This window comes from Arthrobacter glacialis (assembly GCF_002909415.1).
Lineage (GTDB): Bacteria > Actinomycetota > Actinomycetes > Actinomycetales > Micrococcaceae > Specibacter > Specibacter glacialis.
In genome coordinates this window covers 64,082-89,513 of record NZ_PPXB01000010.1, presented here as the reverse complement: position 1 = coordinate 89,513, position 25,432 = coordinate 64,082, and the positions used below count along the sequence as shown (strand labels likewise).

Genomic DNA, 25,432 nt, shown 5'->3' with positions numbered 1-25,432 from the left:
TGGGCAGACGCGGACGTGCACAATTCATGGGAAAATGACTCTCTGCGGATAAGTAAGGACAATGGCCCCATGCGCCTCTACCTGTCTTCATACCAACTTGGTGACCATCCCGAAGCTTTCACCGGCCTGGTTCGAGGCAGAAAGCGCGGGTGGCTCATCATGAACGCTTTCGATGGTGTTGATCCTGAGATACGGCGCATAGAGACCAAACGCCAGCTCGTGCATCTCGCGGGCATTGGACTCACGGCACAGGAGCTCGACCTACGGGCGCACGACGCCGAGAGCCTTTCCGTGGAGTTTGGCCAACCGGACTTCATCTGGGTTCGGGGCGGCAACGTCTTCACTCTCCGGGCCGCACTGGCCCGATCGGGAGCCGACGCGCTCATTGTGGATCGTCTCAGAGCGGATGCCCTGGTCTACGCCGGTTTCAGCGCCGGGGGTTGCGTCCTCGCCCCGAGCTTGTCGGGTCTCGAAGAGTGCGATCCAACAGGCGATGCCTTGTCACTCTACGGAGCTGTCGAGTTCGACGGCCTCAATATTCTGGACCGACCGTTTGTGCCCCATCTTGGATCTTCGGACCACCCGGAACGCGAGATCCTGACTCAGGTGGCTGCTACCTACGCCCAAGATGGCAAACAGTACTGGGCGCTTCGCGACGGCCAGGCGTTGGTGGTTGACGGCAGCAGCGTCTCGCTGCTTTGAGAGAACGCTGGATTGAGTGTTCCGGTCAAGGTTCCCCTGCAGGAATTGTCCGGATTCCACGGCTAGACTTACCAGCTGTGACCATCGAACTGCCGTACCAACCGCTGCCGATTGACCAGTCCTCCGTGCGCTACTCCCATGGACATGACTCGATTCGCCAACCCGCAGTCCCCTCCGGCACCATCGTCGAGTTCGAATGGAACCACAGCACGCTCTACCCAGGCACCTCTCGGAAGTTCTGGGTCCACATCCCGGAACAGTATCGTCCTGGACAGCCCGCCTCGCTGATGGTCTTCCAGGACGGTTGGCTCTACCTCGATCCCGAAGGGGAAGTCCGCGGCGGAATTGTCTTGGACAACCTCATCCACTCCGGCGATATCCCGGTCACTATCGGCGTCTTCGTCAACCCGGGGATCTTCACCGACTTGGAGCAACCTAAGAACCGCAACGCAGAGTATGACGCTTTCGATGACCGGTACGTCGAATTTCTCCTTACCGAGATCATTCCGCAGATCACCGGGCGCTACTCCATCTCCGAAGATCCAGAAACTTGGGGAATCTGCGGTGGGAGCAGTGGAGGCAATTGCGCTTTCACTGCCGCGTGGTTGCGCCCAGACAAGTTCCGCCGAGTCATCGGGTTCCTATCGAGCTTCGCGCAGATGCCCAACGGAAATCCCTACCCGGAACTTATCCCGACCACTCTCGCCAAACCGCTCCGCATTTTCATGCAGGCCGGTCACCGTGACCTGCATTGGAACGAACCAGACTTGAACTGGCTAGCAAACAACCTCAAAGTGGCAGCAGCCCTTGCCGAGGCAGGCTACGACTTCCGCCTCGTCCTCGGCGACGGCGGCCACAGCCCCAACCATGGAGGCGTCCTGCTCCCAGACGCCCTCCGTTGGCTGTGGAGATAGGACACAAGCATGCTCGGACCCGTGGAGTGCACCGACAAGTGCATGCGGGCTTTACAATCCCAGTAAGGGTTCGGTTTTCGGGCGCTTCAACGTGCCCCTGAGCAGGGCACCGCAGCCCTACGTGAGAGCATGAACATCATGCATGTAAGTAGATTCGGCCCCGAAGACGGCTCTCCAGTGCTCCTCCTACACGGTGGTGGAGTAGCCGGGTGGATGTGGAACTCACTTCGAAGGAGCCTCGAATCGAAGTACAACGTGCTCGTGCCCGATCTTCCCGGCCATGGCCAGAGCGCCGATAAAACGTACCAATCACACACCGACACGGTAGACGCTCTCAGCCAGGTTCTGTCGTGTGGCGGCTCGACCCCGGCGGCAGTAATTGGATTTTCCTTGGGCGCACAGCTCACTATCGAACTTGCGTCCAAGTACCCCGAACTCGTAGATCGGGCGATGGTTGTCAGCGCCCAGGCAAAGGCTATGCCCTTTACTGGACTCACCCTTCGCGCGCTCGGGGCCGGCGCACCCCTGGCACGAAATCGCAGGTTCGCCCGAATGCAGGCTCGGGAATTGTTTGTGCCCCCGGAGCTGATGGAAGAATACATCGACACAAGTGCCCACATTACGAAAGCTACGCTGCTCGCCGCTGTCGGGGACAACTTGCGGTTCGAGTTACCGGCGGCGTGGTCAGAGTTTCGCGGTCGATCCATCGTGATGGTAGGACGGCGGGAACGCTCGTTGATGCGTGACTCCGCTGCGGACATTCACACAGCGCTGCCTAGCAGCGAGATTGAAATTATCGATGGCTGCGGCCATGGAATCCCGCTGGAACGCCCAGACTGGTTCAACGGTCGCGTTGCCGATTGGCTCTCACTGCAATAGCCAAAACCGAGTCCCAAGATGATTGAACCGAAAGCCTTTTCGAGTCGGATTACGATTGCGATGAGCTCATTCCTACGCCGCATAGAAGTATCGCTACCGACTCCGCAGCTGTCCCACTCACCGTCCACAAATGGGCCGGTCGTGTATCCAGTCTGTAGCAGATTGGGCAACTGACATGCCATAAACAAGCAGCATGATTTTCAGTGACACTGCGACCTTGGCACGACCTCAATGCACAGTTGCCACCGGCAGATGATGAGATGCTGAGGACAAACAAACAAGTCCTCTGGAGGTAGAAGTGCCGGTTATTGCGCATCTCAGCGACACACATCTCGACACCAGCTCAGAACGATTGGCCCGATTTTCTGCCGCTCTCAGCCAAATCGAACAGCTGCCAGAGGTGAGTGCATTGCTCGTCAGCGGGGATCTAACGGATCATGGCACTGCCGATGAATACCGGGAGTTTTTCGATGCTCTACCCAAAGAGATTCCAACAATTGTCGTTCCTGGCAATCATGACCTCTCCGCACCGATGCAGGAAGCACTCCTGAACCGGGGTTGGGAAGGAACCCTTAACAGCAGCCTTACAGTCGACGGCGTCACGATTGTTGGACTCGATTCACATATCGATAATCACGATGAGGGAGAACTGCGAACCGACGCGCTCGCTTTCGCCCAGGATGCGATTGATGCCGCTCCAGGCCGAGTGGTCTTGGCAATGCACCATCCAGCCGTTCCCGTCGGGCACCATGTAATGGACCAATATGGTCTCCGTAACCCTGACGAATTGCGTGCACTGCTTGAGAATAACGAACAAGTCATCGCTGTTCTGACTGGCCATGTGCACACGGCCTTGGCAACCACTTTCGCCGGTCGCCCTCTCTTGGGTGCTCCAGGCATCGTATCCACCATGCGGTTGGGCAGCCGCACTGACCCCGTCGCGGACAACACCGCAGCACCAGGGTTGGCCCTGCACACATTGGCCGGTCCGACACTTCGTACGGTCTTTCACACACTCAGTTCTGACACATGGTGAGCGCAGCAATTGTCCTCGCATCTACAGCTCTCCCGTTCGTTCTAAGCCCCGGGGCAAGCTTCACCATAACAATCAATGGAGCCGCGAACGGCGACCGATGGAGTGGCCTGAAAGTCTGGACAGGAACGGCTCTCGGAATCCTGCTCCTCGCATTCGCGACGGCGCAGACAGGTCTCAGCGTGATGGTCGCGAACGATCCTCTGATCCGAACCATAGTCGGCGCGGTCGGCGGAATTGTTCTTGTGCTGTTCGGACTCCTCACCATAATCAAAGAACTACGGCAGGCACGATCGTCGTCGCTACAACCAAGGCAGCAACCAAGGCTGGTCCTATGGTCGTTCTTGGCCCTGGTCACAAACGTCAAGGCGCTGAGCCTCTACGTCCTCGTGGTCCCAACGATATCTGGCTTGGCCCTGGACGGCTTATCGCAGTACATGAGTTTCGCCGTCGTCCATATTTTGATGCTTCTGGCATGGTTGGGCCTCATTGCCATGGCCGTGGGCATCATTCCCGGTGTGGCCAGCTCGCGAGTGACTCGCTTCTTCCTCAGTGCGTTGGCAGGAGCCGTGATGGTGGCACTTGGAATACAAGCCATAGTGGGCGCTTTTCGCGTGGCTTGATGGATCATCGCGAACTGCCGAAGAAAATCCGTCCCACAGAGGGTTCCGCATACGAGAAAGACCGCCAACATCCTAGCAACGAGCCAGCAGGTGTTTTTGCGGTGTCGGTTCAGAATGGGTGCGCGACCCTGGAACTTCTGTGGGCGACTGCTCTATTCTCTGGCCGATTCCAGCGCCTAATCACATATGCTCCTACCATCCGGGATGCTGATGGTGTCGAGGACCTTGCCGGTTGCGGTGTCAATGACAATGGCATTGTTCTTCGGCCAGGAATCATCTACATGGACCTTGTAGTTGATGTCCTCTGGTGCGACGGCCTCTGCTGTCCCGTCCGGTGTCCTGCGCATGGCATCAAAAATCCGCCCTGTCTCAGACACCACCGTCACAATCTCCTGGGGAAGCTCGGACGCATCGCCCTCGGCCGGGGTCGAATTCCAGATGGTCTCGAATCCCCCGATGCAGTTCTCCATGGGAGTAGAGATATTTTCACCTACAGCTCCAGGTGACACATTGGCCTGGGTCGCGCAGCCTGTCAGCACCATCGTTCCGACCACCGCAGTCATTGCCATAATTTTCTTCGACTTCATTTCCCCACCGTTACGTTCAGATCTTCGAGGTACAGAGCCTATCAGGGCTCTCCACGCCATTCTCAGGCTTAGCCCGGGGGCCACGATGGTCAATGGCGGGCAGGGTGGCAACCTGGCGCGTGTTCACCGGTCAGGTCTTGCCGTAGGCACAATAATGCCTGTCATACCAAGGGATGAAAACGTCTATCGTAATGACCGGTCCGCATTCCCCGTGCGGGAATAGCTTGACCGCAGAGGGTTCCGAATTGGGACACGGAGGACCCCCGCCGAGGCGAGTAGGAATTATTGTCGAGGACTCCGCATATTGAAGACGGTGGCCACGGTAACCATTTGCTCCAAGGTGCGTTTTTTGTCTAGACAGTTGAATTGATTCCCGCGTAAGACCCTCCGGGTACATGTAGTCAAATACGTAGTCCAGGTCAAGCCCGGCATCTGTCCAGGTTTCTTTGTACTGCCCTTTGAGGAACGGGTCGAATCCGTCGTCCGTTGCTATCCAGACCGTCTTCGAATAGATCGGCCACGTGCGCGGTTCGTAGATGTTGAAGGACCCAAGCAGGAGGAAACTTTGGTTGAGGATCAAAACACTGCGATCGTCGTTAGGTGATTTCAGCCCGTACGAGGCAATGGGAGCACCTAGCAGCGTTACTGCTGCCGAGAAAAGCAGAACAGCCGTGAAACATGTCGCGATGATCGCTCCGAATGATTTCGCGAGGAGGAGCACCCCACGGTGCTGGACGTGGTTCACCACGCGCCGAACGAGGCCATGCACTCCGGCAATGAGTGACCCGATAGCTAGGAGTGTCATCGCCGTGGACAGTGTCGGAGAATTATCACCTGGCGCGAAGAAGACATAGATGCCACTGTCATCAAGCACTTTCAAGAACCAAGCAAGCATCCAGAGGCTTGTTGCCACAGCTAACCACGCCACTGATGTCCAGATTGTCTTGGACCGTTTGGGATTTCTCGCATAGGTTGACTGTCGGCCCCCTAAAGCATTTCCGGATTCATTCACAGGCGCCCCAAGTTCTCATCCTCCCAGCCTGTCACGGGGCAAAAACTACTGCGTCCCACTCACCGGTCATTCCGCCAACCGGAATGACCGGTGAGGGTTCCCCAAAGGGGGTGCGGTGACGTGTCGTGTGCCCTTTTGGTTGACCGCACTGAGGCTTCGGCAATACTTGAAAAAGGCTGAGCATGAGGGGTGAATTGAAGGATGACAGGTAGCGGGTTTGCTGAATACCTACCGAACCGACGTCAAGATGAAACAGTGTTAGATGGTCCCGTTGACGTCAGGCTGGCCACGAGTGACGACATCGTTGCGATACGTGACATCGACACCAAAGCGGGCCGCTCACCAGCAGATATAGCGGCCATTGCCACGGCAATTCTCGACGAAAACCGACTGGTTGTTGTCGCCTCCGCCGATGGCAACATTGTTGGGTGGGGCAAGACCCACTTCTGGTCGTACGCCGATGGACAGGCACCCGGCGGGCACTACTTGGGCGGAGTGACAGTGCTTCCCGAGTTCAGGCGCCACGGGATAGCCAAGGCCTTGAGTCAAGTGAGATTGGACTGGATCTGGGCACGAGCGAATTCGGCTTGGTACATCGTCAACCCATCCAACCAGGCATCGATCGATCTTCATCGTCAGTGGGGCTTCGCTGAGGTTGCCAGAGCCGCGAAATTTCATACGACCAGCTTTACCGGTGGCGTGGGGTTGCTGTTGCAAGCGAAACAACCACCAGGAGACTGAGAAGTACGATTCACCTGGTTCCTACCACCATCCCCTGCATGAGTGCATAAGCAAACTTGGGCAACTACCCAGCCCAACACAACAGCTTGTCCCAGTGCACGTTGTCTATACGGGACACCGGATCAGCAAGTAAGGCAACGGAATAGCGGTAGCCCTTCCCATAAGGAATGAGGTTCAGCTGATACGCCTAGCTGGTCAGTTCACTGAGACGAGCGTTGACCAGGCTACGTCGATCACACATAGACCACCATCTGTCTCACGGTAGAAGACGTTTCCCGGATAGTCGGTGCCGGGCACTGCGCCCTCCGGGAGACCTTCGAGGTTGATGCTCCACTGAGGGTCGAGCGCCACTTGGCCGTCCCAATACTCCGGGGAAAACCTTTCCGGTTCACCCGCCGAGAGCCCTGACCAATCGCTGGGCGTGCCGAGATCTGCTACGGAATCCATGCAATCAATGTCTGACGTTTCACCCGAAGCTAAGTCACTCACGAGCTTCTCGGTCGTTTGAATCACCTGGGCGCCATCGCCTCCCCAGATCAGTGGGTCAATTGAACATCCAGTCAATAGTGCCGCGAGAGCACCCAGTGAAAGTCCGTAAACGGATCTGCGAATCGGTGTCATGCTTCGAATCTACCCCCCCCACACCTACCCGGCCTGCCATGAAAAACAATCAACGGAATGTAGCGCCCGGTAAAGGTTCCCCTTACGGAACACCCAACGCTCTGGACACGAATCAAACAGACTCGATACACGTTGCGACTGGATTCAAGGTTTTGGTCCGACTGTAGTGAGACACCTGCAGCAATTTCGCCTCTCTACAGTCGGACCATTCCGCTAGCTTCCGCGCTTTTCATGGTCCAACCCACGTGAGCAGGGACACCTGCTTGGTTCGGAGCCGGGGGTCACCAACCGTTGGCCAGGGCCAGCTGCACAAAGCCCTTGGAGGTCTCAATGTTGCGCAGTGTCCGGGCCTTGCGCCGGCCCTCCGGCAGCGCCGCGGCGGCAGCAATGTCTTCAGCTGTCCAAGGCAGAACCGAGCGGCTTCCGCCCGCAGCCCGCCACCGCCGGTACCAGAGCGGCCCCCAAAACGGCGGCCACCACACGAGAGAGACCATCAGCGGCACCATCGGAATCCAAAAGAGTATGGCCCAGATGAACCTCCTGGCGTGTTCCCAATCGAGCGCCTCGAACACCAGCGACGGCATCAGCGTGACAAGTGTGAGTCCGGCCAACAACAAGGTGAAAGGGAAGTAGCTGGTGGTGCGCAGCCATTCTGCCCTGGTGACGGGCCGGGCCACTGTCCAGGACCGCCAGTCGCCGCGCAGCGCCAGATAGGCCGGGAAGGCAAGTGCAGCCACCGCGAGGGTCACCATCGGCACGCCCGGCAGCGGCCACTTTTGGGCAGGGCATTACCCTAGGATTGAGGAAAACGAGCACCGCACGGTGCCCTTTACGGAGGATGTAATGCGTAGAACTGTCGCCGAACACCAAAGTGCCGTCGTGGAGACTTTGCGCCGCAGCTGGACTCAAATGCCGGGCTCGGTGATGGACGACGGCGGTTCCCAGGAGCCGCTGATGGCCGGGCTGGGGCGTGTGCTCGCCACGGACCTGGTGGCACCCCTGGACCTGCCACCCTTTGCGAATTCACAGATGGACGGGTACGCCATCCGCGTGGAGCCGCAACAACCCGTGGACGTTGATTCGGCGCAATCAACCACATTCCGTGTAGCTGCCACCATCCCGGCCGGCGTGGTTCCCGCGGCCCTGGCTGCGGGTGTGGCCGCCCCGATCATGACAGGGGCCATGCTGCCCGACGGCGCCAATGCTGTGGTTCCCGTGGAAAAAGCAGTGCCTGCCGCGTTCCTGTCCGCAGGAGATGAGGTGGCATTGCCCGTTCCGGCGGCCGGAACCTTTGTCAGGGCGCAGGGCAGCGATGTGCGCCGGGGCAGTGTTGTGATCCCCGCCGGCACCCTGCTCAATGCGGCGCACCTGGGGTTGGCGGCCGCCTTGGGTTTCACTACCTTGCCCTTGAAGCGCCGGGCGAAAGTGCTGCTGCTGACAACAGGGGATGAAATTCTGGCACCCACCGGCAGAGCCGACGAGCTGCCCCCGGGCATGATCTTTGATGCCAATGAAACACTCCTGCGGGCCAGCCTGGGCCAGTCCTCGGTGGATGTGGTCAATGCCGTCATTGTCAAGGATGATCCGCAGGCTCTTCTGCGGCTTCTGGATACCGAGGTTGGTGGCGTGTTGGCTAGGGACGGGGGAAGCCAGCCACGTTACGACCTGGTAGTTTCGGTGGGCGGCATCAGTGCCGGTGCCTTTGAAGTGGTGCGGCAGGCTCTGGGTGCGGCCTCCGAGGGCGCCGCATCCAACGCTGCCATGGAGTTTGTGTCAGTGGGCCTGCAGCCCGGCGGTCCCCAAGCGCTGGGGACGTACCGGGGCGTACCTTTCCTGGGCTTCCCGGGCAACCCCGTTAGCGCCTTTGTGTCCTTTGAGCTGTTCCTGCGCCCGGCGCTGTTCAGCCTGCTGGGCGCCCCGGCACCGCGGCAACGCGTGGTTGCCGCCCTGGAACACGCACTCAGCTCGCCGTTGGGGAAGCACCAGGTTCGGCGCGGCGTCTACTCCGGTCCGGAATTTGAGTCGGCACCGTCGGTGCGTGAGGTGGGCGGTGAGTCCTCGCATTTGCTGGGCTCCCTTGCCCAGGCTGACGCCTTGATTCACATCCCTGCCGGTGTCACCGAATTGCGGGCGGGGGCAAAGGTGGAAGTATGGCTGTTGTGACTTCTTCTGAACAACCAGCACTCACCCATTTGCGGCAGGATGGTACGGCCCAGATGGTGGACGTTTCCGCCAAGGCCGTGACCACCCGCCAGGCCACGGCCACCGGCACAGTCACCACCACGGCCGAGGTGATGCTCCTTTTGGGCTCCGGCGGACTTCCCAAGGGTGACGCCCTGGCCGTGGCCCGGGTGGCAGGCATCATGGGGGCCAAAAAGACGCCCGAGCTCATACCCTTGTGCCATCCGCTGCCCCTTTCCAAGGTCACTGTTGATTTTGAGCTCAGCGCCACCGCCGTCACAGTGCTTGCCACAGTGAAGACCCGCGGCGTGACAGGAGTGGAGATGGAAGCGTTGACAGCCGTCTCCGTTGCCGCCCTGAGCGTGTACGACATGATCAAGGCAGTGGACAAACACGCCGTCATCTCCAACATCCAGGTGCTGGCCAAAAGTGGCGGCAAAAGCGGCGACTGGGTTGGGGAAACAGCCCAGCAAATTTCCGCCACAGAAGTAGAGGACAACGCATGAGCGCCTGCGAACCAGGAACGTCTTTGGGCGCAGCCGCCGTCATCATCGCCTCCACCCGGGCCGCACTGGGCGTGTATCCCGACACCACCGGGCCCATCATCGCTGACTGGCTGGGCGAGCACGGCTTTGAGACCATGCCCGCCGTGGTGGTGCCCGACGGCGCACCGGTGGGAGCCGCGCTGCGGGCAGTGCTGACGCAACGTCCCGCCGTCGTGATTACCAGCGGAGGCACAGGACTCAGCCACGACGACCAAACACCCGAAATGACCCTTCCGCTGCTGGATCGGCCAATCCCCGGCATCATGGAGGCTATCCGCGCCGCGGGACTGGCCAAGACCCCCATGGCGGCCCTGAGTCGGGGGCACGCGGGGCTTGCCGGGCACACGTTGATTGTGAATCTGCCCGGATCCCCCTCCGGCGTCATGGACGGACTCGCCGTGCTGGATCCCATCATCAAACACCTCTGCGAACAGGTCAGCGGACACCATGGACACTAACGTCGAGGTGGTTTCGGCCCAGCTGAGCGCCACCCCCATCTCGGTTGACGCGGCCATTGCGGCCGTGGAATCCGATGCGGCAGGGGCAGTTGTCAGCTTCAGCGGCGTGGTGCGCAACCACGACGGCGGCAAGGACGTCACGCGTCTGAGTTACAGCGCGCACCCGCTCGCCCTGGGTGTGCTGAACGAGATAGTCAGCTCCCTGGCCCAGTCCACGGCGGACCCGGACGGCCACCCCGTGCGGATCTGGGTTGCACACCGGGTGGGTGCCCTGGAGATTGGCGACCCCGCACTGGTGTGCGCCGTGGCGTCATCGCACCGGGCGGAGGCGTTTGAGCTGTGCTCGGCCCTCGTGGAGCGGATCAAGGCCGAGGTGCCCATTTGGAAGGAACAGTTCTTCAGTGACGGTTCAGTGGAGTGGGTGGGGGCAGGAAACGTCCCGGAGCAGAGCCCACCAGAAAACCAGTAGGCTTAAACCCATGAGTGAAATGCTGAAGGTGGCCGTGCTCGGTGCCAAGGGACGAATGGGAACGGCCGCCGTGACGGCCATCAATGCGGCACAGGACATGGAACTGGTGGCCGCTTTGGGCCGGGCCGACTCCCTTGACGTGCTGCTGGAACGCGGTGCCCAGGTCATTGTTGACCTGACAGTCCCGGGCTCCACCGAGGCCAACATCCACTTTGCCGTGGAGCACGGCATCCATGCCGTGGTGGGAACCACCGGCTGGGACGCTGCCCGGCTGGCCGCACTTGAGGCCCTGCTGACCAAGCACCCCGAAACCGGTGTCTTGATTGCCCCCAACTTTGCCCTGGGCTCCGTGCTGGCAACCCGCTTTGCCGCCCAGGCCGCCCGCTACTTCGACTCCGTGGAGATCATTGAGCTGCACCACCCGCGCAAGGTGGATGCCCCCTCCGGCACCGCCCTGCGCACGGCCCAGCTCGTGGCAGCGGCCCGCGCCGCCGCCGGAGTTGCTGACGCCCCGGATGCCACTGAAACCGAGCTCGACGGCGCCCGTGGAGCCTCCATTGACGGCATCCCCGTCCACAGCGTTCGCTTGGCCGGCCTGGTGGCACACCAGGAAGTCCTCTTGGGCAGCCACGGCGAGGCGCTAACCATCCGTCATGACTCCTTCAACCACGAATCGTTCATGCCCGGCGTGCTGCTGGGTGTGCGGACTGTGGGCAGCCGGCCGGGACTGACAGTGGGCCTTGACGGCTACATGGATTTGGACGGCTAGGACTGTGGCTGCGCTGAAACTGTCTAAAACAAAAATCTGGGTTGCGCTCATTTGCCTGCTGCTGGTCTTCTACATGGTGGTCATGATGCAGCGGGCAGTGCTGCTGCTGGGCGACACGGACTGGGTAGCGAAACTCCTGGGTGTCTCCTACTTTGTGATCCCGCTGGTGGCGGCCTGGGCGTTGATCAGCGAGGTTCGCTTCGGAGCCGCCACCGAGAAAATGGCCAACATTCTGGACGCCGAAGGCGGCCTGCCGGAGGACAACCTGCCCCGCACACCGGGCGGTCGCATTGTCCGTGCCGCCGCTGATGCCGAATTTGAAAAGTACAAGGCCGAAGCCGAGGCCGCGCCGGAGGACTGGCGGTCCTGGTTCAGGCTGTCGTGCGCCTACGACGCCTCAGGGGATAGGAAGCGCGCCCGCAAGGCCATGCGCGACGCCATCGTCCTGTTCCGCAAGGCCTAACCGTGGCAGTCGCCAGGAATCCGCACGACGGCGTCGAGCTCGCCTACAACCTGGTGGGGGAGGGGGCGCCCATCCTGCTGGTCCATGGGAGCGCCCTGAGCAAGGCCATTTGGCGCGGCTTTGGCTACACCAAGGCGCTGCGCGAACACTTCCAGGTCATCACCATGGACCTGCGCGGGCACGGCCTCAGCGGCAAGCCCACCACGCCGGCCGACTATGCCATGGACCTGCTCGTGGCCGACGCCTTGGCGGTGCTGGATGCGGCCGGGGCGCAACAGGCCCACTACGGCGGCTATTCCGTGGGTGCCCGGCTGGGTTTCTCCCTGGCCGTCGCGGCCCCGGAGCGCCTGCTGTCCCTGACTACTTTGGGCGGGACATTCCGCATTCAGCCGGGCAGCATCGGTCAGCTTTTCTTTGCCGAGTACGACGCCGCCCTGCACTCAGGCGGCATGCCCGCCTTTGTTGCTGGCTGGGAAGCGCGGATGGGGCGGCCCCTGGATGCCCAAACCCGGGCCGCTTTCCTGGCCAATGATGCCCAAGCCCTGCTGGCCTATTTCCGCCAAACCGAGGCAGACGCGCCGGTCCCGGAAGCGGAGGTGGCAGCCATAGAAGTTCCAGCCCTGCTCATGGCCGGAACAGCCGATCCCGCACGAGTGGCGGATTCACGCAGGGCAGCGGAACTGATGCCCCAGGCCCGCTTCGTTGAGCTGCCAGGCCGCAACCACGGCAGCACACTGGTGCCCGCCCAGCCGGTCCTGGATGATTGGCTGCCCTTCCTGCTCTCCCTCTAACCCCTCCAGAGCCTTTTGACTTGGGGCGGTCATGCCCTGTTCCGGCAGTGTCAGTCAGCCCCGGGACGCAGCGGCGGAACCGCTGTGGTTTCCGGCCCGGGTGCCGGGTACTCGTCGTCGTACGCAGCCAGAACAGCCGGCATCAACGCCAGAGACGCGGAACGGTAGCCCATGCTGGAGGGGTGAAAACCGTCAATGGAAAACATGTAACGCGGGTCGGACAGGAAGATTTGCCGGACGGCCTTGCCCAGCAGGACCGGATGTGCGCCGGCCGCGGCGGCAGCCTTGAACTGGGCCGTTGCCAAACGGCGGGACATTTGGCCGCCAAATTCGCGCAGCGGCTGCGGGAGCGAGGGGAGCGTGTCAAAGTCGGGGACGGTTCCCACCACCACCTGGCTGCCCCAGGCCTGCAAGTTGGCGATGGCAAGCTCCAAGAACTTGATGGAAGCGGCTAATGGAATATGGGTTGTCAGGTCATTTCCGCCCACAATGATCACCGTGACATCGGGTCCAAAACTGGCCGGCAGCCTGGCAATCTGCGCCAGCACCGCAGACGTTTGCGCCCCCACCACCGCCATGGTGCGCAACTCCACGGCACGGCCCGCGTGCTCGGCCAGGGCAAGCGCCAAAGCGGCGCCCAGGGTGGCTCTGGGTGTGCTGGCGCCCAGACTGGCGGCCACCGAGTCGCCAGCAATCACCAAACGCAGTGGGTTCCCCCATTCGGGGCGGTACACGGTGTCGGCGTCGGGGCCATTGTTCCCCAGGCGATGCCCCACCGTCTGCTGGGCGGCGCGCCCCTCGGCCTTGAACAAGAGTGCGATCCCGCCCAGTGTGGCGGCGAGGCTGGCGGCCACAACGCCACCAGCCAAAGATGCTTTGCGCCACTGACTGACCTCCATGCGGGATCCTCCTTGCAAGGAAGTATATTCCTGCCTGGCGGCGCGGCGACTCGTGAACAGCGTTGAACGAAAACGCCCAAGAGCAGGTAACGTTTTAGCTATGTCTGTCTCTGAAATTTCCCAGCGCCCGTTCGGAACTCTGGTGCCCGCAATGGTCACCCCTTTCACCGCTGATGGGGCAGTGGATTACAAGGCGGCCGGAGAGCTCGCCAACAAGCTGGTCGACGACGGCTGCGACGGCATCCTGGTCACCGGAACCACGGGTGAAACCTCCACCCTGACGGATGAAGAGAACCTGGGCATGTTCCAGGCCGTGATCGACGCCGTTGGACACCGTGCCCGCGTCATCGCCGGCACCGGCACCAATGACACCCGTCACTCCATTAGCCTGTCCCAGCGCGCGGCCAAGCTGGACATTGACGGCCTGCTCATTGTCACCCCGTACTACAACAAGCCCAGCCAGGCCGGCATCGCGGCCCACTTTGAGGCCATTGCCAACTCCACCGAACTGCCCGTGATGCTCTACGACATTCCCGGCCGCGCCGGGGTGCCCATCCACACCGAAACCATCATCCGCCTGGCCGACCACCCGCGCATCACAGCGCTCAAGGACGCCAAAGCCGATTTCACGGAGACCAGCCGCGTGCTGGCCAACACGGACCTGGATGTTTACTCGGGCGACGACGGACTGACGCTGCCGCTGATGGCCGCCGGCGCCGTCGGACTTGTCAGCGTCAGCGCCCACATTGCCCCGAAGCAGTTCCGCGCGCTGATTGACGCCGCCGCGGCAGGGGATTTTGTCACGGCACGCAAGATTCATTTTGAGCTGGACGCGGTTATTCGCGCCACCATGGGCCACGTGCAGGGCGCAGTGGCTGTCAAACAAATTCTTAAGTGGCAGGGAATCCTGTCCAACTCGGTTGTCCGGCTGCCCTTGGTGGAGCCGGGCGAGGCCGAGATCGCCATGATCAAAGCTGACCTTGCGGAAGCTGGAATGGAAGTTTAACCATGACTCAAATGACTGAGCCCGGACTGCGTACCCCGCCAGCCTTGGAGCCGGGAACGCTGCGGGTTGTTCCGCTGGGCGGCATCGGCGAAATTGGCCGAAACATGACAGTCTTTGAAATGGACGGCAAACTGCTCATTGTTGACTGCGGCGTGCTCTTTCCTGAAGAGGACCAGCCCGGCGTCGATCTGATCCTGCCCGATTTCTCGTACATCGAGGACCGCCTTGACGATGTGGTTGGCGTGGTGCTCACGCACGGCCACGAAGACCACATTGGTGCCGTCCCGTACCTGTTGCGCCTGCGCAATGACATCCCCCTGATCGGTTCACAGCTGACCCTGGCGTTCATTGAAGCCAAGTTGACTGAGCACAGGATCAAGCCCTGGACCCTGACTGTCAAGGAAGAGCAGGTTGAGCAGCTGGGCCCGTTCCAGTGCGAGTTTATTGCCGTCAACCACTCCATCCCGGACGCCCTGGCCGTGTTCATCCGCACCGCTGGCGGCTCCGTGCTGCACACGGGCGACTTCAAGATGGACCAGCTGCCGCTGGACGGCCGCACCACTGACCTGCGCCACTTTGCCCGCTTGGGTGAGGAAGGCGTGGACTTGTTCCTGGTTGACTCCACCAACGCAGACGTTCCCGGCTTCACCACCAGCGAAGCCGAGATTGGGCCCACCCTTGAGGGCTTGTTTGGCAAGGCTAACAAGCGCATCATCGTGGCCAGCTTCTCCTCCCACGTGCACCGCGTCCAGCAGGTTCTCAACGCAGCCGTGGCACACGACCGCAAGGTGGCGTTCGTGGGCCGCTCCATGGTCCGCAACATGGCCATCGCCGCCAAACTGGGCTACCTGCATGTGCCCGCTGACGTGCTTGTGGACCTGAAGAATGTGGACAGCCTGCCGGACAACAAGGTGGTCCTGATGTCCACCGGATCCCAGGGCGAGCCCATGGCTGCCCTGTCCCGCATGGCCAACGGCGACCACAAGATCTCCGTGGGCAAGGGCGACACCGTCATCCTGGCCTCCTCGCTCATCCCGGGCAATGAGAACGCAGTATTCCGGATCATCAACGGGCTCCTCAAGCGTGGCGCCGACGTCATCCACAAGGGCACGGCCAAGGTCCACGTATCCGGCCACGCCGCCGCAGGGGAACTGCTGTACTGCTACAACATCCTGACCCCCAAGAATGTCATGCCGGTGCACGGGGAAACCCGCCACCTGATCGCCAACGCCAACATCGCCATCGCCTCGGGCGTGCCGGCGGAGAACGTGTTGCTGACGGATGACGGTTCGGTCATCGATTTGAAGGACGGCGTCGCCCAGATTGTTGGCCAGGTCGAGTGCGGCTTCGTCTACGTTGACGGCCACAGCGTTGGCGAGATCACCGATGCTGACTTGAAGGACCGCCGCGTGCTGGGCGATGAGGGTTTCATTTCCATCATCACAGTGGTGAACCGGGCCACCGGCAAGATCGTGTCCGGCCCGGACATTCACGCCCGCGGCGTTGCCGAGGACGATTCCGTGTTCGATGACATCAAGCCCAAGATTGCCGCGGCCCTTGAGGAAGCGGTCATGGCCAGCACCGACCACACCACCCACCAACTCCAGCAGGTGGTGCGCCGCGTGATCGGCACCTGGGTCAACCGCAAACTGCGCCGCCGCCCCATGATCATCCCGGTGGTCCTCGAGGCGTAGCGGTTTTTGCAACTGACCCGCAGAAAACGACGAAAAAACCTGATTTCCGGGTGATTTTCGGCGATTTCTGCGGGTCAGTTGTGTTTGTGGGAGGGATGTACGACGGCGGGTCCCGGCGGCCCGCTGTGCTTGCCACCACGACTGCTTGAAGCCCCAAATCCGGGCCCACACCGGCTGTGGGCGGTACCGTAGGGTGTATGGCGACTCGTTCTTCCCCCGCCCGTTCCTCCGCCGGTCAGAAGGGTGGCGCAGCTTCGCGCGCCCCCAAGACCACAAAGATGTCGGTGCCGCGCAGCAAACAACCAGCTCCCGAACCGGAGACCCACCAGATTTGGCCTGTGCGGATGGCGGTTGCTTTCTGGCAGGGTCTTGGCCATTTGATCGGTGGTGCCATCCGGCGCATGGGTACCGACATGAGCCAGATCCCAGCGCATGAGCGACGCGACGGTTCGGGCCTGCTGTTCATTGTGCTGGCAACAGTCATTGCCACCTTCACCTGGTGGGGGCTGTCCGGGCCGGTGGCCGACGCCATGCGCGGAGTCTTCGAGGGCACCTTTGGCTGGTTTGCGGCCATGCTGCCGCCCATGTTCCTCATTTTCTCCATCCTGGTGTTCCGCCAGCCCACCAATGTCCGTGCCAACAACCGGGTTGCCGTGGGCTTTGGCATCATGACGATCGCAGGCTGTGCCCTGGCGCATGTGGCCGGCGGCAGCCCCAACATCAATGAAGGCTTCAACGGCATCAGCGCCGCAGGCGGCATGGTCGGGATGATCGCTGGCGCACCGCTGGCTGTCATCAGCCCCGTTCTGGCGGTCGTCACCTACTCCGTCCTGGCCTTCACCAGCCTCCTGATCCTCACCAGCACTCCGGTGCTGCGCATCCCCTCACGCCTGCACTGGGTCTACGAACAGCTGGTGGGTGTTTCCCCCGGCCGTGAGCTGGACGCTGACGGCCATGACCAGAGCTACCTCTACGACAGGGAAACCGAAGCCAAGCCTAAGAAGCCGCGCAGCCTGCGCGCGCGCAAGAAGGCCGCCGAGGACGACGAGTTTGAGGATGTGCTGGGCACCGAAGCGTTCGCCACCGCGCTGGTTGACGCGGACGACGACGAAGCCCAGGAAGCGCCGTCGGCCGCCCCTTCCGTGCGCCCCGGAGTCCGGCGGCCCACGCGCGACCAGCTGGCCGCCGACAAGATCAAGGCCCGCCAGGGACTGCCCACCGCCACCGACGTCTTTGACGTCCAGCAGTTCAACAGCGACGAGGCAGTTACAGCCGCCATTGGCATTGTGGGGGCCAACGCACTGCAAGGTGCATCAGTGGGCGCCATCCCGGCCCCGCCCATGGCCCCGCCAACTCCCATTCCGGCACGCTCAGAGCAGCTCCAGCTTTCCGGCGACGTCACCTACACGCTGCCAGAATCCGATTTCCTGCCGGCAGGACCCCCCGGCAAGGAGGCCACAGAGGCCAACGACTCCGTGGTGGCGGCCCTGACGGACACCTTGAACCAGTTCAATGTGGACGCAGCCGTCACAGGATTCAGCCGCGGACCCACGGTGACCCGCTACGAGATCGAGCTGGCCCCTGGCACCAAGGTTGAGCGCGTCACGGCACTGAGCAAGAACATTTCCTACGCTGTGGCGTCCTCGGATGTGCGCATCCTGAGCCCCATTCCGGGCAAGAGCGCCATTGGCATTGAGATTCCCAACGCCGACAAGGAAATTGTTGTCCTGGGTGACGTGCTGCGATCGGCCAACGCCCGCCGCACCGAACACCCCATGGTCATGGGTGTGGGCAAGGATGTGGAGGGCGGTTTTGTGGTGGCCAACCTGGCCAAGATGCCGCACCTTTTGGTGGCCGGTGCCACGGGTGCCGGTAAGTCGTCCTTTGTGAACTCCATGATTGTCTCCATCTTGATGCGTGCCACCCCTGACGAGGTCCGCATGGTCATGGTGGACCCCAAACGCGTGGAACTGACGGCGTATGAGGGTGTGCCCCACCTGATCACCCCCATCATCACCAACCCCAAAAAGGCTGCTGAGGCCCTCCAATGGGTGGTTCGGGAAATGGACCAGCGCTATGACGATCTGGCCAACTACGGCTTCAAGCACATCGACGAATTCAACAAGGCGGTCAAAGCGGGCAAGGTGCATCCGCCCGTTGATTCCAAGCGCATTGTGCGGCCCTACCCGTACTTGCTGGTCATTGTTGATGAGCTTGCGGACCTCATGATGGTTGCCCCGCGCGACGTGGAAGATTCCATTGTGCGCATCACCCAGTTGGCCCGTGCAGCAGGCATCCACCTGGTTCTTGCCACCCAGCGACCCTCGGTGGATGTTGTGACAGGCCTGATCAAGGCCAATGTGCCCTCCCGCATGGCGTTTGCCACTTCCTCCGTGACCGACTCCCGCGTGGTCCTGGACCAGCCGGGGGCCGAGAAGCTGCTGGGCCAGGGTGACGCCCTGTTCCTGCCCATGGGCCAGTCCAAGCCCATCCGTGTCCAGGGCGCCTGGGTCACCGAGGCTGAGATCAAGCGTGTGGTGGACCATGTTAAGGGCCAGCTCAAGGCGACGTACCGGACGGATGTTGCTGTTGAGGCGCCCAAGAAGGCCATTGAGGACGACATCGGCGATGACATGGACCTGCTGCTGCAGGCCACCGAGCTGGTGGTGACCACGCAGTTCGGCTCAACCTCCATGCTGCAGCGCAAGCTGCGCGTGGGCTTTGCCAAGGCCGGTCGACTCATGGACTTGCTGGAGTCGCGCGGCGTGGTGGGCCCCTCGGAGGGTTCCAAAGCACGTGACGTGCTCGTGAAGCCCGATGACCTGGCGGTGACGCTGGCCGCCATCCGCGGCGACGAGGGCTCGGGAGGGTCCGACGTCGAAATTCCTGCGGACCCCATGGCTGCTGCACTGGCCGAGAACGCCAATGCCAACCACGGTTGGGGTGAGGATCTGGTAGCTGCGGATTTGGAGAACCGCCCGCAAGCCACCGAATACCACGACGGTGCCGACAACGATGATGATGAGGGCGGCGAAGACGCATGGTCATTGACTGGACGTTAGCTTTAAAGATTTCCTGTTCGAATGTTCCTGCACGGGCCTTAGCGGTTAGCCTTGCACAGTGAGTGATACGGTGGCGCCTAGCCCTTCGAACTGGAATTTGCCCAACGCCTTGACGCTGCTGCGCATCGTGTTGGTGCCCTTCTTCATCTGGGCCTTCGTGGCCGACGGCGGCAATTACGGCCCCCTGCGCTGGCTGGCGGTTGCCCTCTTTGTGGTGGCAATTTACACTGACAAGCTCGACGGCGACATCGCCCGGGCGCGCGGGCTCATCACCAGCTTCGGCAAAATTGCCGACCCGATTGCGGACAAGCTGCTGATCGGCTCGGCCTTGATCATGCTCTCCGCGGTGGGGGAGCTGTGGTGGTGGGTCACCGTTGTGATGTTGGTGCGTGAAGTGGGTATTACGCTCCTGCGCTTTGTGGTGATCCGCTACGGCGTGATGGCTGCCTCCAAGGGCGGAAAACTCAAGACCGTGATGCAGACGGTGGCCATCTTTGTGTACCTCCTGCCCGTCACACCGGCTAACAGCTGGCTTTCGGTCATTGCGCTGGTCATCATGCTGGCGGCGCTGGCCGTCACCGTCGTGACAGGTGTTGATTACGTGGTGAAGGCGTGGCAATTGCGCAGTGCCGGCCGGGGCAAGGACGTCCTGAAGTGATGACCGAATCGTCCCTGACGCAACTGGTGAATGCAGCCGTAGCGGCGAAGATCACTGTTGCCACCGCCGAATCGCTGACGGGCGGCATGGTGGCGGCAACCTTGGTGCGGGTGCCGGGCGCTTCGGGCATGCTGCAAGGTGGCGTGATCGCGTACCAGAATGAGGTCAAGGAACGGCTCCTGGGCGTCCCGCCGTCGCTGTTGGAAACCCTGGGCGCAGTTGATCCGCAGGTGGCCTGCGCCATGGCACTGGGGGTTTGTGCGGCCACAGGATCCCGCGTGGGTATTTCCACCACGGGTGTGGCCGGCCCGGAACCCCACCAAGGAAAAGATGTGGGACACGTATACATTGGCGTTGCCTTGGATGGCGAAGCACTATCCTACGAGTATCACTTCGATGGGGACCGGGAAATGATCAGAACCCAGGCCACTCAGGAGGCAATTTCCTTGCTTGAACAAGTAGTCAAGGCCGCTGGGGAACAAAAGTTGTAACCAGATAGTTAGTCATAGTGAACGCAAAGTGGTCCCATCCCCTCTAGGATAAGAACACCAAGCGGGCACACCGCTTCTTTTGGCACTTGCCGGCAGAGGCGAAACCCAATGAACTGTAGTGATTGAACTAGGAGTAAGGCGATACCCATGGTGAAGCAACCCGTATCCGTAAACGGCGTAGTGCGCTGGCGGGATGTGGGTTTGGCAGACGAGAAACCGCATCAGCCGAAGGAGCGCAAAATGGTGGTATTACGCCACGAAATTGGCGATGTCCTGCGAGATGTACGTCAACGCCAAGGCCGCACTCTGCGCGAAGTCTCACATAATGCGCGCGTTTCACTGGGCTATTTGAGTGAAGTGGAACGTGGACAAAAGGAAGCATCGAGCGAGCTGTTGTCCTCAATCTGCTCAGCCCTTGAAGTACCGTTGTCGATCATGCTCCGTGAAGTGAGCGACCGTTTGGCCATTGCCGAAGGCGTGGCCGTCCCGGACACTGTTCCCCAGGAATTCTCGGCCCGCTACGGCCGGGACCTGAATCAGGAACTCTCCGAGGAATTGAGCAAGGGCCTCGTGTCCAACTCCTACTAGAGCTGACTGCGTGGCCCCAAGGTTCCCTTGAAGGCCGCCAGCGTAATAAAGAACTGGACTCCACCAACGGTGGGGTCCAGTTCTTTATGGCCCGGTCGCGGACCTCGCCCAGCGGGGTTTAGTTGAGGTATTCGTCGTTGAGTTTGGTCAAGGATGCTGCCAGGACGCTCAGCTCCGCCTCATCCCAGTGGCTGAGGCGTGCATGAAACGACTCTTGGCGCCTGGCCTGCACCGCAATGAGCTTCTCCCGGCCGCCTTCGGTGAGGTCGATGAGCTGGGCCCGGCCGTCCCCGGGGTCGGCCTCCTTGTGGACAAGCCCCAATTTCTGCAGGAATGTTATCTGCCGGCTCACGGATGGTTTGCCCACACCAATGCACTTGGCAAGCTCCGTCAGCCGCATGGCGCCCTGGTGGAGCAACACTGACAACAACCCATAGGCTGCCGGTTCCATGTCCGGATGAACGCTGCGTGTGAGTTCCTGATTGATGGCCCGTGCCCGGCGCCACAACAAGCTCAACTGGATATCCAAGGACTCCATGGCCACTGCCTTGCCAGGGCTCAAACGCGACTGTTCGGGTGTTCTCATGCTGCAAGTCTAAGCGCAGGGCCCGCGGCGGCCCGTCTGTCCGGCCCGCCAGCCATGCGAGAATGGGGGAGTGCGAGTAAGCGAGTTTTGGCGATTGATGGATGAGGAATTCAGCCCCTCATATTCACGGGTTTTGGCCAGGGACCTGGTGCTCAGCGGCGTGGGCGGAAATACGGCCATGGTGGCCCTGCGTGCGGGGTTTGAGCCACGGGAGATCTGGCTGGAGGTATGCAAGATCCAGGACGTCCCGCCGTCGAGGTGGCTGGGCCGGGACATTGCGCTCAAGGACTGAGCGCCCCGCCTGTTCCGCGGCACCATCACTAGAACAGAGAATTGACGACGCGCCGCTGATTTTCGAGTTTTCGTTCGAATTTCTATTCGATTAGCTCTATACTGGTGGTAGTGCTCTGAGCTGTGGGGAATCAAAAAAAGTTCTCCACAATTTTCGGCACAGGACGCTGTAGGAACAGACAATGTCAGTGCCTTGAACTAGCGTTTAAGTATCGGAAGAGCCTGCAGGGCCGCTCCGCCAACAGGGCGCCGGGAAACCGGCCAAAATTGTATGAGCAATGCATCAGACCACTCACTGTGCACTGGGCCAACGGCGCAGATGCATGGAGCCGGAAACGGCACATAGGAAAGACCGAGGTGAATCATGGCCGCTCCCGCAGACCGTGAAAAAGCGCTGGCAGCAGCACTGGCCCAGATTGACAAGCAGTACGGCAAGGGTTCAATCATGCGCTTGGGTGACGACGTCCGCGCACCCATTGAAGTGATCCCCACCGGGTCCATCGCCTTGGACGTGGCCCTGGGCATTGGCGGACTGCCGCGCGGACGCGTCGTGGAGATTTACGGGCCTGAGTCCTCCGGTAAAACCACGCTTGCCCTGCACGCTGTTGCCAGTGCCCAGAAGCTCGGCGGAATTGCTGCGTTCATTGACGCCGAGCACGCGCTGGACCCTGACTATGCAGCCAAGCTGGGTGTGGATGTTGACGCACTCCTGGTCTCCCAGCCGGACACCGGTGAGCAGGCACTGGAGATCATGGACATGTTGATCGGTTCGGGCTCCTTGGATGTCATTGTCATTGACTCCGTGGCGGCTTTGGTGCCGCGTGCGGAAATTGAAGGCGATATGGGTGACAGCCACGTAGGCCTGCAGGCTCGCCTCATGAGCCAGGCCTTGCGTAAGATCACCGGCCGCCTGAGCCAGACCAAGACGACAGCGATCTTCATCAACCAGCTGCGTGAAAAGATTGGTGTCTTCTTCGGCAGTCCGGAAACCACTACCGGTGGCAAGGCGTTGAAGTTCTACGCCTCAGTTCGCCTTGATATTCGCCGTATCCAGACCCTGAAGGAAGGCGCGGATGCTGTTGGCAACCGCACCAAGGTCAAGGTTGTCAAGAATAAGATGGCCCCGCCCTTCAAGATTGCCGAATTCGACATCATCTATGGTGTTGGAATTTCGCGTGAGGGCGGCATCATCGACATGGGTGTTGAGCATGGCATCGTCCGCAAGTCCGGCTCCTGGTACACCTACGACGGCGACCAGCTGGGGCAGGGCATGGAGAACTCCAGGCGTTTCCTGAAGGATAATCCTGAGCTGGCCGATGAACTGGAACGCTTGATCAAGGCCAAGCTGGGTGTGGGTGTCATTGCTGAAGCCGAAGAGCCCGCAACGCCCAAGCTCAAGGCTGTTGACGGCTTCTAGGGGCACCTGGTGAACAACGCCCGTCGCGCGCCGGAACTGGATCCCGATGCCAACCCGGCATCGGTGGCCAGGGCCATTGTGCTGCGCCAGCTGACCAATTCACCCAAGAGCCGCTTTCAGCTCAGTCAGAAGCTCGCCGAACGCCACATCCCGGAGGATGTGGCGGAGGCGGTGCTGGACAGATTTGTTGAGGTCAAGCTTATTGACGACGCCGAATTTGCCATGCTCTGGGTGCGCAGCAGATCAATGTACAAGTCACTGTCCCGGAGCGCGCTCCAACGCGAATTAGCGGAGAAGGGCATCGCCGAGGATGTGGCTCAGGAGGCGCTGGAGCAGATTGATCCAGACACCGAACGCGACCAGGCCAAGGAGCTGGTCCGGCGCAAGCTCAAGGGATCCCTTGACCTGAGCGAGCGCTCCGAGCGGGACAAGTACACACGGCGGTGGGTTGCCATGCTGGCCAGGAAGGGATTCAGCCCGTCGCTGGCGTTTGCCATCGTTGCCGAGGTCATTGATGAGAGCTTTCTGGACGACTAGGGCCCGGCGCTTTGGGCGGGTGCCGGAGTCTTGAATGGCACCGGCACCGCGCCCAGCGCCGGCACCGGCTATGCTAGCGGCATATGAGTAAGCACCTGCTCCGAGTTCCCCGCTTCCTGGCCGTCTCTGCGACGGCCGGGATTTTGCTGTTATCGTGCGTCACGGCGCTGCCGGCGCAGGCCGACGATGCCCCGCCGGGAGGATTCCCGAGTTGGAGCGATGTTGAGAACGCCAAGGGCAACGCCACAGCCACGGCCACCGAGGTGGCCAAAATTTCGCAGTTGTTGGACGGGCTTGAAAGCGAAGCCGGCGAGCTGGGCACAGCCGCCGTCAAGTCCGGCTCCGATTTTGCTCTCACCCAGCAAAAACTTGATGCTGCCACAGCCGAAGTCGGCGTCCTGGGTGCGCAGGCCACGCGTGCCGCCGAGGAAGCTGCAAAGTACAAGAAAGACGCAGTTGCCGTCGCGGTGCAAAGCTACAAGAGCGGCGGAGCAGGACTGGGCATGGTTGCCACCATCTCGGCCTTGGAATCCGCCGAATCCCTCAATGGCATGGACATGATGCATCAGGTGGGTGAGAAAGCGGCACTCAAGCAAATTCGTGCCACGGAATCCGCTGCCGCAGCCACAGCCCTTGAAGCAACCCGAAAAAATGCCCAGGACGCCCAGAACCAGCTGACGTTTGCCGCGGAGAACGCCCGGGATGCAGCGGTGGCGGCCCAGACCGCGGTAACCAAGCAACTTGATGCCAAGAAGGCCCAAAGCACCACCCTGATTGCCCAATTGGCCTCACTGAACAACACCTCCGCATCCATCGAAAAGGAGTTCCGGGACGGTCAGGATGCGCTGGCCGCCTACAACCTGGCCCAGGCGGCGAAACGTGAGGCCGCTGCCGAGGCTGCCCGTCGCGCTGCCGCACTGAATCCGCAGCCCGTTGCCCCCAATCCGGCACCGAATCCTGGCGCAGCGAATCCTGCCCCGAACCCCGCGAAGCCCGCGAAGCCTGCGCCCGTGGATCCGGACCCCGATGACGGGTACATCCCCGTGGACGTGCTGCTCCCGAACATTCCAGGTGGCGCCGTTAACGATCCAGCGGGAGCAAAGGCCTACGCCTCCTCGCGGCTGGGCGCTTATGGGTGGGCGCCCAGCCAGTTCCAATGCCTGGTGCAGCTGTGGGAACGCGAATCCAATTGGCGCACCAATGCCACCAACCCCTACAGCGGGGCCTATGGCATTGCCCAATCACTGCCGCCGAGCAAGTACGCCTCCGCCGGTGCGGACTGGTTGACCAACTATAGGACGCAGATCAACTGGGGTCTGGGCTACATTCAAAACCGCTACGGGTCGCCGTGTGGAGCCTGGGGCCATTCCCAGTCCGTGGGCTGGTACTAAAGGCGTATTTCCGGCTTGCCTGCG

Annotated in this window: 29 protein-coding genes; 23 read left to right on the top strand and 6 right to left on the bottom strand. The window is 61.3% G+C overall.

Features of this window, described 5'->3' with window-relative positions:
- The first annotated feature begins 159 nt into the window (after positions 1 to 159).
- The 5 genes from CVS28_RS13155 (at position 160) to CVS28_RS13135 (ending at position 4,151) form a co-directional block, all read left to right on the top strand.
- Complete coding sequence (locus CVS28_RS13155) at positions 160 to 702, top strand: Type 1 glutamine amidotransferase-like domain-containing protein (protein WP_165788154.1); 543 nt, start codon at positions 160 to 162, stop codon at positions 700 to 702.
- Positions 703 to 779: 77 nt separating this feature from the next.
- The gene (locus CVS28_RS13150) at positions 780 to 1,616 is read left to right on the top strand and encodes an alpha/beta hydrolase (RefSeq protein WP_103481810.1); all 837 of its coding nucleotides are present in this window, start codon (positions 780 to 782) and stop codon (positions 1,614 to 1,616) included.
- A gap of 129 nt (positions 1,617 to 1,745) precedes the next feature.
- Complete coding sequence (locus CVS28_RS13145; protein ID WP_341476410.1) at positions 1,746 to 2,495, top strand: alpha/beta fold hydrolase; 750 nt, start codon at positions 1,746 to 1,748, stop codon at positions 2,493 to 2,495.
- A gap of 298 nt (positions 2,496 to 2,793) precedes the next feature.
- Entirely contained in the window at positions 2,794 to 3,531 is a 738-nt protein-coding gene (locus tag CVS28_RS13140; RefSeq protein WP_165788153.1) for a metallophosphoesterase, read from the top strand.
- Complete coding sequence (locus CVS28_RS13135) at positions 3,525 to 4,151, top strand: LysE family translocator (protein WP_103481807.1); 627 nt, start codon at positions 3,525 to 3,527, stop codon at positions 4,149 to 4,151. The genes CVS28_RS13140 and CVS28_RS13135 overlap by 7 nt, the downstream gene beginning before the upstream one ends.
- 176 nt (positions 4,152 to 4,327) lie before the next feature.
- On the opposite strand, the gene CVS28_RS13130 is transcribed toward CVS28_RS13135, so the two are convergent.
- Complete coding sequence (locus tag CVS28_RS13130; RefSeq protein ID WP_133159135.1) at positions 4,328 to 4,738, bottom strand: hypothetical protein; 411 nt, start codon at positions 4,736 to 4,738, stop codon at positions 4,328 to 4,330.
- Positions 4,739 to 4,868: 130 nt separating this feature from the next.
- Positions 4,869 to 5,651 (bottom strand): hypothetical protein, encoded by a 783-nt coding sequence (locus CVS28_RS13125; protein ID WP_133159134.1) that lies wholly within the window; start codon positions 5,649 to 5,651, stop codon positions 4,869 to 4,871.
- A 354-nt stretch (positions 5,652 to 6,005) separates the two neighbouring features.
- Here CVS28_RS13125 and CVS28_RS13120 point away from each other — a divergent pair, with 354 nt between their 5' ends.
- Positions 6,006 to 6,491 (top strand): GNAT family N-acetyltransferase, encoded by a 486-nt coding sequence (locus CVS28_RS13120; protein WP_243399884.1) that lies wholly within the window; start codon positions 6,006 to 6,008, stop codon positions 6,489 to 6,491.
- Between the two features lie 195 nt (positions 6,492 to 6,686).
- Here the strand turns inward: CVS28_RS13120 and CVS28_RS20160 are convergent, their stop codons facing one another.
- Positions 6,687 to 6,938, bottom strand: a complete 252-nt coding sequence (locus tag CVS28_RS20160) for a hypothetical protein (protein WP_243399883.1) — start codon at positions 6,936 to 6,938, stop codon at positions 6,687 to 6,689.
- Between the two features lie 455 nt (positions 6,939 to 7,393).
- Positions 7,394 to 7,864, bottom strand: a complete 471-nt coding sequence (locus CVS28_RS13110; protein ID WP_103481802.1) for a hypothetical protein — start codon at positions 7,862 to 7,864, stop codon at positions 7,394 to 7,396.
- A gap of 91 nt (positions 7,865 to 7,955) precedes the next feature.
- Between CVS28_RS13110 and CVS28_RS13105 the strand changes: the two genes are divergently transcribed.
- The 7 genes from CVS28_RS13105 to CVS28_RS13075 are packed head-to-tail and all read left to right on the top strand — an operon-like array spanning position 7,956 to position 12,788.
- Positions 7,956 to 9,275, top strand: coding sequence for a molybdopterin molybdotransferase MoeA (locus CVS28_RS13105; RefSeq protein ID WP_103481801.1), 1,320 nt, complete (start codon positions 7,956 to 7,958; stop codon positions 9,273 to 9,275).
- Positions 9,272 to 9,799 carry a cyclic pyranopterin monophosphate synthase MoaC gene (gene moaC / locus CVS28_RS13100; protein ID WP_423716405.1) on the top strand — a complete coding sequence of 176 codons (528 nt, stop codon included), beginning with the start codon at positions 9,272 to 9,274 and terminating at the stop codon, positions 9,797 to 9,799. The genes CVS28_RS13105 and moaC overlap by 4 nt, the downstream gene beginning before the upstream one ends.
- Entirely contained in the window at positions 9,796 to 10,296 is a 501-nt protein-coding gene (locus CVS28_RS13095) for a MogA/MoaB family molybdenum cofactor biosynthesis protein (protein ID WP_103466379.1), read from the top strand. The genes moaC and CVS28_RS13095 overlap by 4 nt, the downstream gene beginning before the upstream one ends.
- Positions 10,286 to 10,765 carry a molybdenum cofactor biosynthesis protein MoaE gene (locus tag CVS28_RS13090; protein ID WP_103481800.1) on the top strand — a complete coding sequence of 160 codons (480 nt, stop codon included), beginning with the start codon at positions 10,286 to 10,288 and terminating at the stop codon, positions 10,763 to 10,765. The genes CVS28_RS13095 and CVS28_RS13090 overlap by 11 nt, the downstream gene beginning before the upstream one ends.
- A gap of 10 nt (positions 10,766 to 10,775) precedes the next feature.
- The gene (gene dapB / locus CVS28_RS13085) at positions 10,776 to 11,534 is read left to right on the top strand and encodes a 4-hydroxy-tetrahydrodipicolinate reductase (protein ID WP_103481799.1); all 759 of its coding nucleotides are present in this window, start codon (positions 10,776 to 10,778) and stop codon (positions 11,532 to 11,534) included.
- Positions 11,535 to 11,538: 4 nt separating this feature from the next.
- A complete protein-coding gene (locus tag CVS28_RS13080; RefSeq protein WP_103481798.1) occupies positions 11,539 to 11,997 on the top strand; it encodes a hypothetical protein in 459 nt (152 codons plus the stop codon).
- 2 nt (positions 11,998 to 11,999) lie between these two features.
- Complete coding sequence (locus tag CVS28_RS13075) at positions 12,000 to 12,788, top strand: alpha/beta fold hydrolase (RefSeq protein WP_103481797.1); 789 nt, start codon at positions 12,000 to 12,002, stop codon at positions 12,786 to 12,788.
- A gap of 50 nt (positions 12,789 to 12,838) precedes the next feature.
- Here CVS28_RS13075 and CVS28_RS13070 read toward each other — a convergent pair whose 3' ends face one another.
- Positions 12,839 to 13,687 carry an SGNH/GDSL hydrolase family protein gene (locus CVS28_RS13070; protein WP_103481796.1) on the bottom strand — a complete coding sequence of 283 codons (849 nt, stop codon included), beginning with the start codon at positions 13,685 to 13,687 and terminating at the stop codon, positions 12,839 to 12,841.
- A gap of 100 nt (positions 13,688 to 13,787) precedes the next feature.
- Between CVS28_RS13070 and dapA the strand changes: the two genes are divergently transcribed.
- From dapA to CVS28_RS13040, 6 genes are all read left to right on the top strand, one after another.
- On the top strand, positions 13,788 to 14,693 hold the full coding sequence (gene dapA, locus CVS28_RS13065) for a 4-hydroxy-tetrahydrodipicolinate synthase (protein ID WP_103466384.1): 906 nt from the start codon (positions 13,788 to 13,790) through the stop codon (positions 14,691 to 14,693).
- 2 nt (positions 14,694 to 14,695) lie between these two features.
- Positions 14,696 to 16,387 carry a ribonuclease J gene (locus CVS28_RS13060; RefSeq protein WP_103481795.1) on the top strand — a complete coding sequence of 564 codons (1,692 nt, stop codon included), beginning with the start codon at positions 14,696 to 14,698 and terminating at the stop codon, positions 16,385 to 16,387.
- Between the two features lie 197 nt (positions 16,388 to 16,584).
- A complete protein-coding gene (locus CVS28_RS13055) occupies positions 16,585 to 19,449 on the top strand; it encodes an FtsK/SpoIIIE family DNA translocase (protein WP_103481794.1) in 2,865 nt (954 codons plus the stop codon).
- Between the two features lie 58 nt (positions 19,450 to 19,507).
- The gene (gene pgsA, locus CVS28_RS13050; protein ID WP_103466388.1) at positions 19,508 to 20,107 is read left to right on the top strand and encodes a CDP-diacylglycerol--glycerol-3-phosphate 3-phosphatidyltransferase; all 600 of its coding nucleotides are present in this window, start codon (positions 19,508 to 19,510) and stop codon (positions 20,105 to 20,107) included.
- A complete protein-coding gene (locus CVS28_RS13045) occupies positions 20,107 to 20,598 on the top strand; it encodes a CinA family protein (RefSeq protein ID WP_103466390.1) in 492 nt (163 codons plus the stop codon). The genes pgsA and CVS28_RS13045 overlap by 1 nt, the downstream gene beginning before the upstream one ends.
- A gap of 147 nt (positions 20,599 to 20,745) precedes the next feature.
- The gene (locus tag CVS28_RS13040; protein ID WP_103466391.1) at positions 20,746 to 21,186 is read left to right on the top strand and encodes a helix-turn-helix domain-containing protein; all 441 of its coding nucleotides are present in this window, start codon (positions 20,746 to 20,748) and stop codon (positions 21,184 to 21,186) included.
- A 118-nt stretch (positions 21,187 to 21,304) separates the two neighbouring features.
- Here the strand turns inward: CVS28_RS13040 and CVS28_RS13035 are convergent, their stop codons facing one another.
- Entirely contained in the window at positions 21,305 to 21,772 is a 468-nt protein-coding gene (locus CVS28_RS13035) for a MarR family winged helix-turn-helix transcriptional regulator (protein ID WP_103466393.1), read from the bottom strand.
- 70 nt (positions 21,773 to 21,842) lie between these two features.
- On the opposite strand from CVS28_RS13035, the gene CVS28_RS13030 reads away from it, so the two are divergent.
- The 4 genes from CVS28_RS13030 (at position 21,843) to CVS28_RS13015 (ending at position 25,408) form a co-directional block, all read left to right on the top strand.
- Positions 21,843 to 22,064, top strand: coding sequence for a DUF3046 domain-containing protein (locus CVS28_RS13030; protein ID WP_103466395.1), 222 nt, complete (start codon positions 21,843 to 21,845; stop codon positions 22,062 to 22,064).
- Between the two features lie 363 nt (positions 22,065 to 22,427).
- Positions 22,428 to 23,480 carry a recombinase RecA gene (recA, locus tag CVS28_RS13025; protein WP_103466397.1) on the top strand — a complete coding sequence of 351 codons (1,053 nt, stop codon included), beginning with the start codon at positions 22,428 to 22,430 and terminating at the stop codon, positions 23,478 to 23,480.
- Between the two features lie 9 nt (positions 23,481 to 23,489).
- Positions 23,490 to 24,017, top strand: a complete 528-nt coding sequence (locus tag CVS28_RS13020; protein WP_243399882.1) for a regulatory protein RecX — start codon at positions 23,490 to 23,492, stop codon at positions 24,015 to 24,017.
- Between the two features lie 83 nt (positions 24,018 to 24,100).
- Positions 24,101 to 25,408 (top strand): aggregation-promoting factor C-terminal-like domain-containing protein, encoded by a 1,308-nt coding sequence (locus tag CVS28_RS13015; RefSeq protein ID WP_103481793.1) that lies wholly within the window; start codon positions 24,101 to 24,103, stop codon positions 25,406 to 25,408.
- Positions 25,409 to 25,432: the final 24 nt, after the last annotated feature.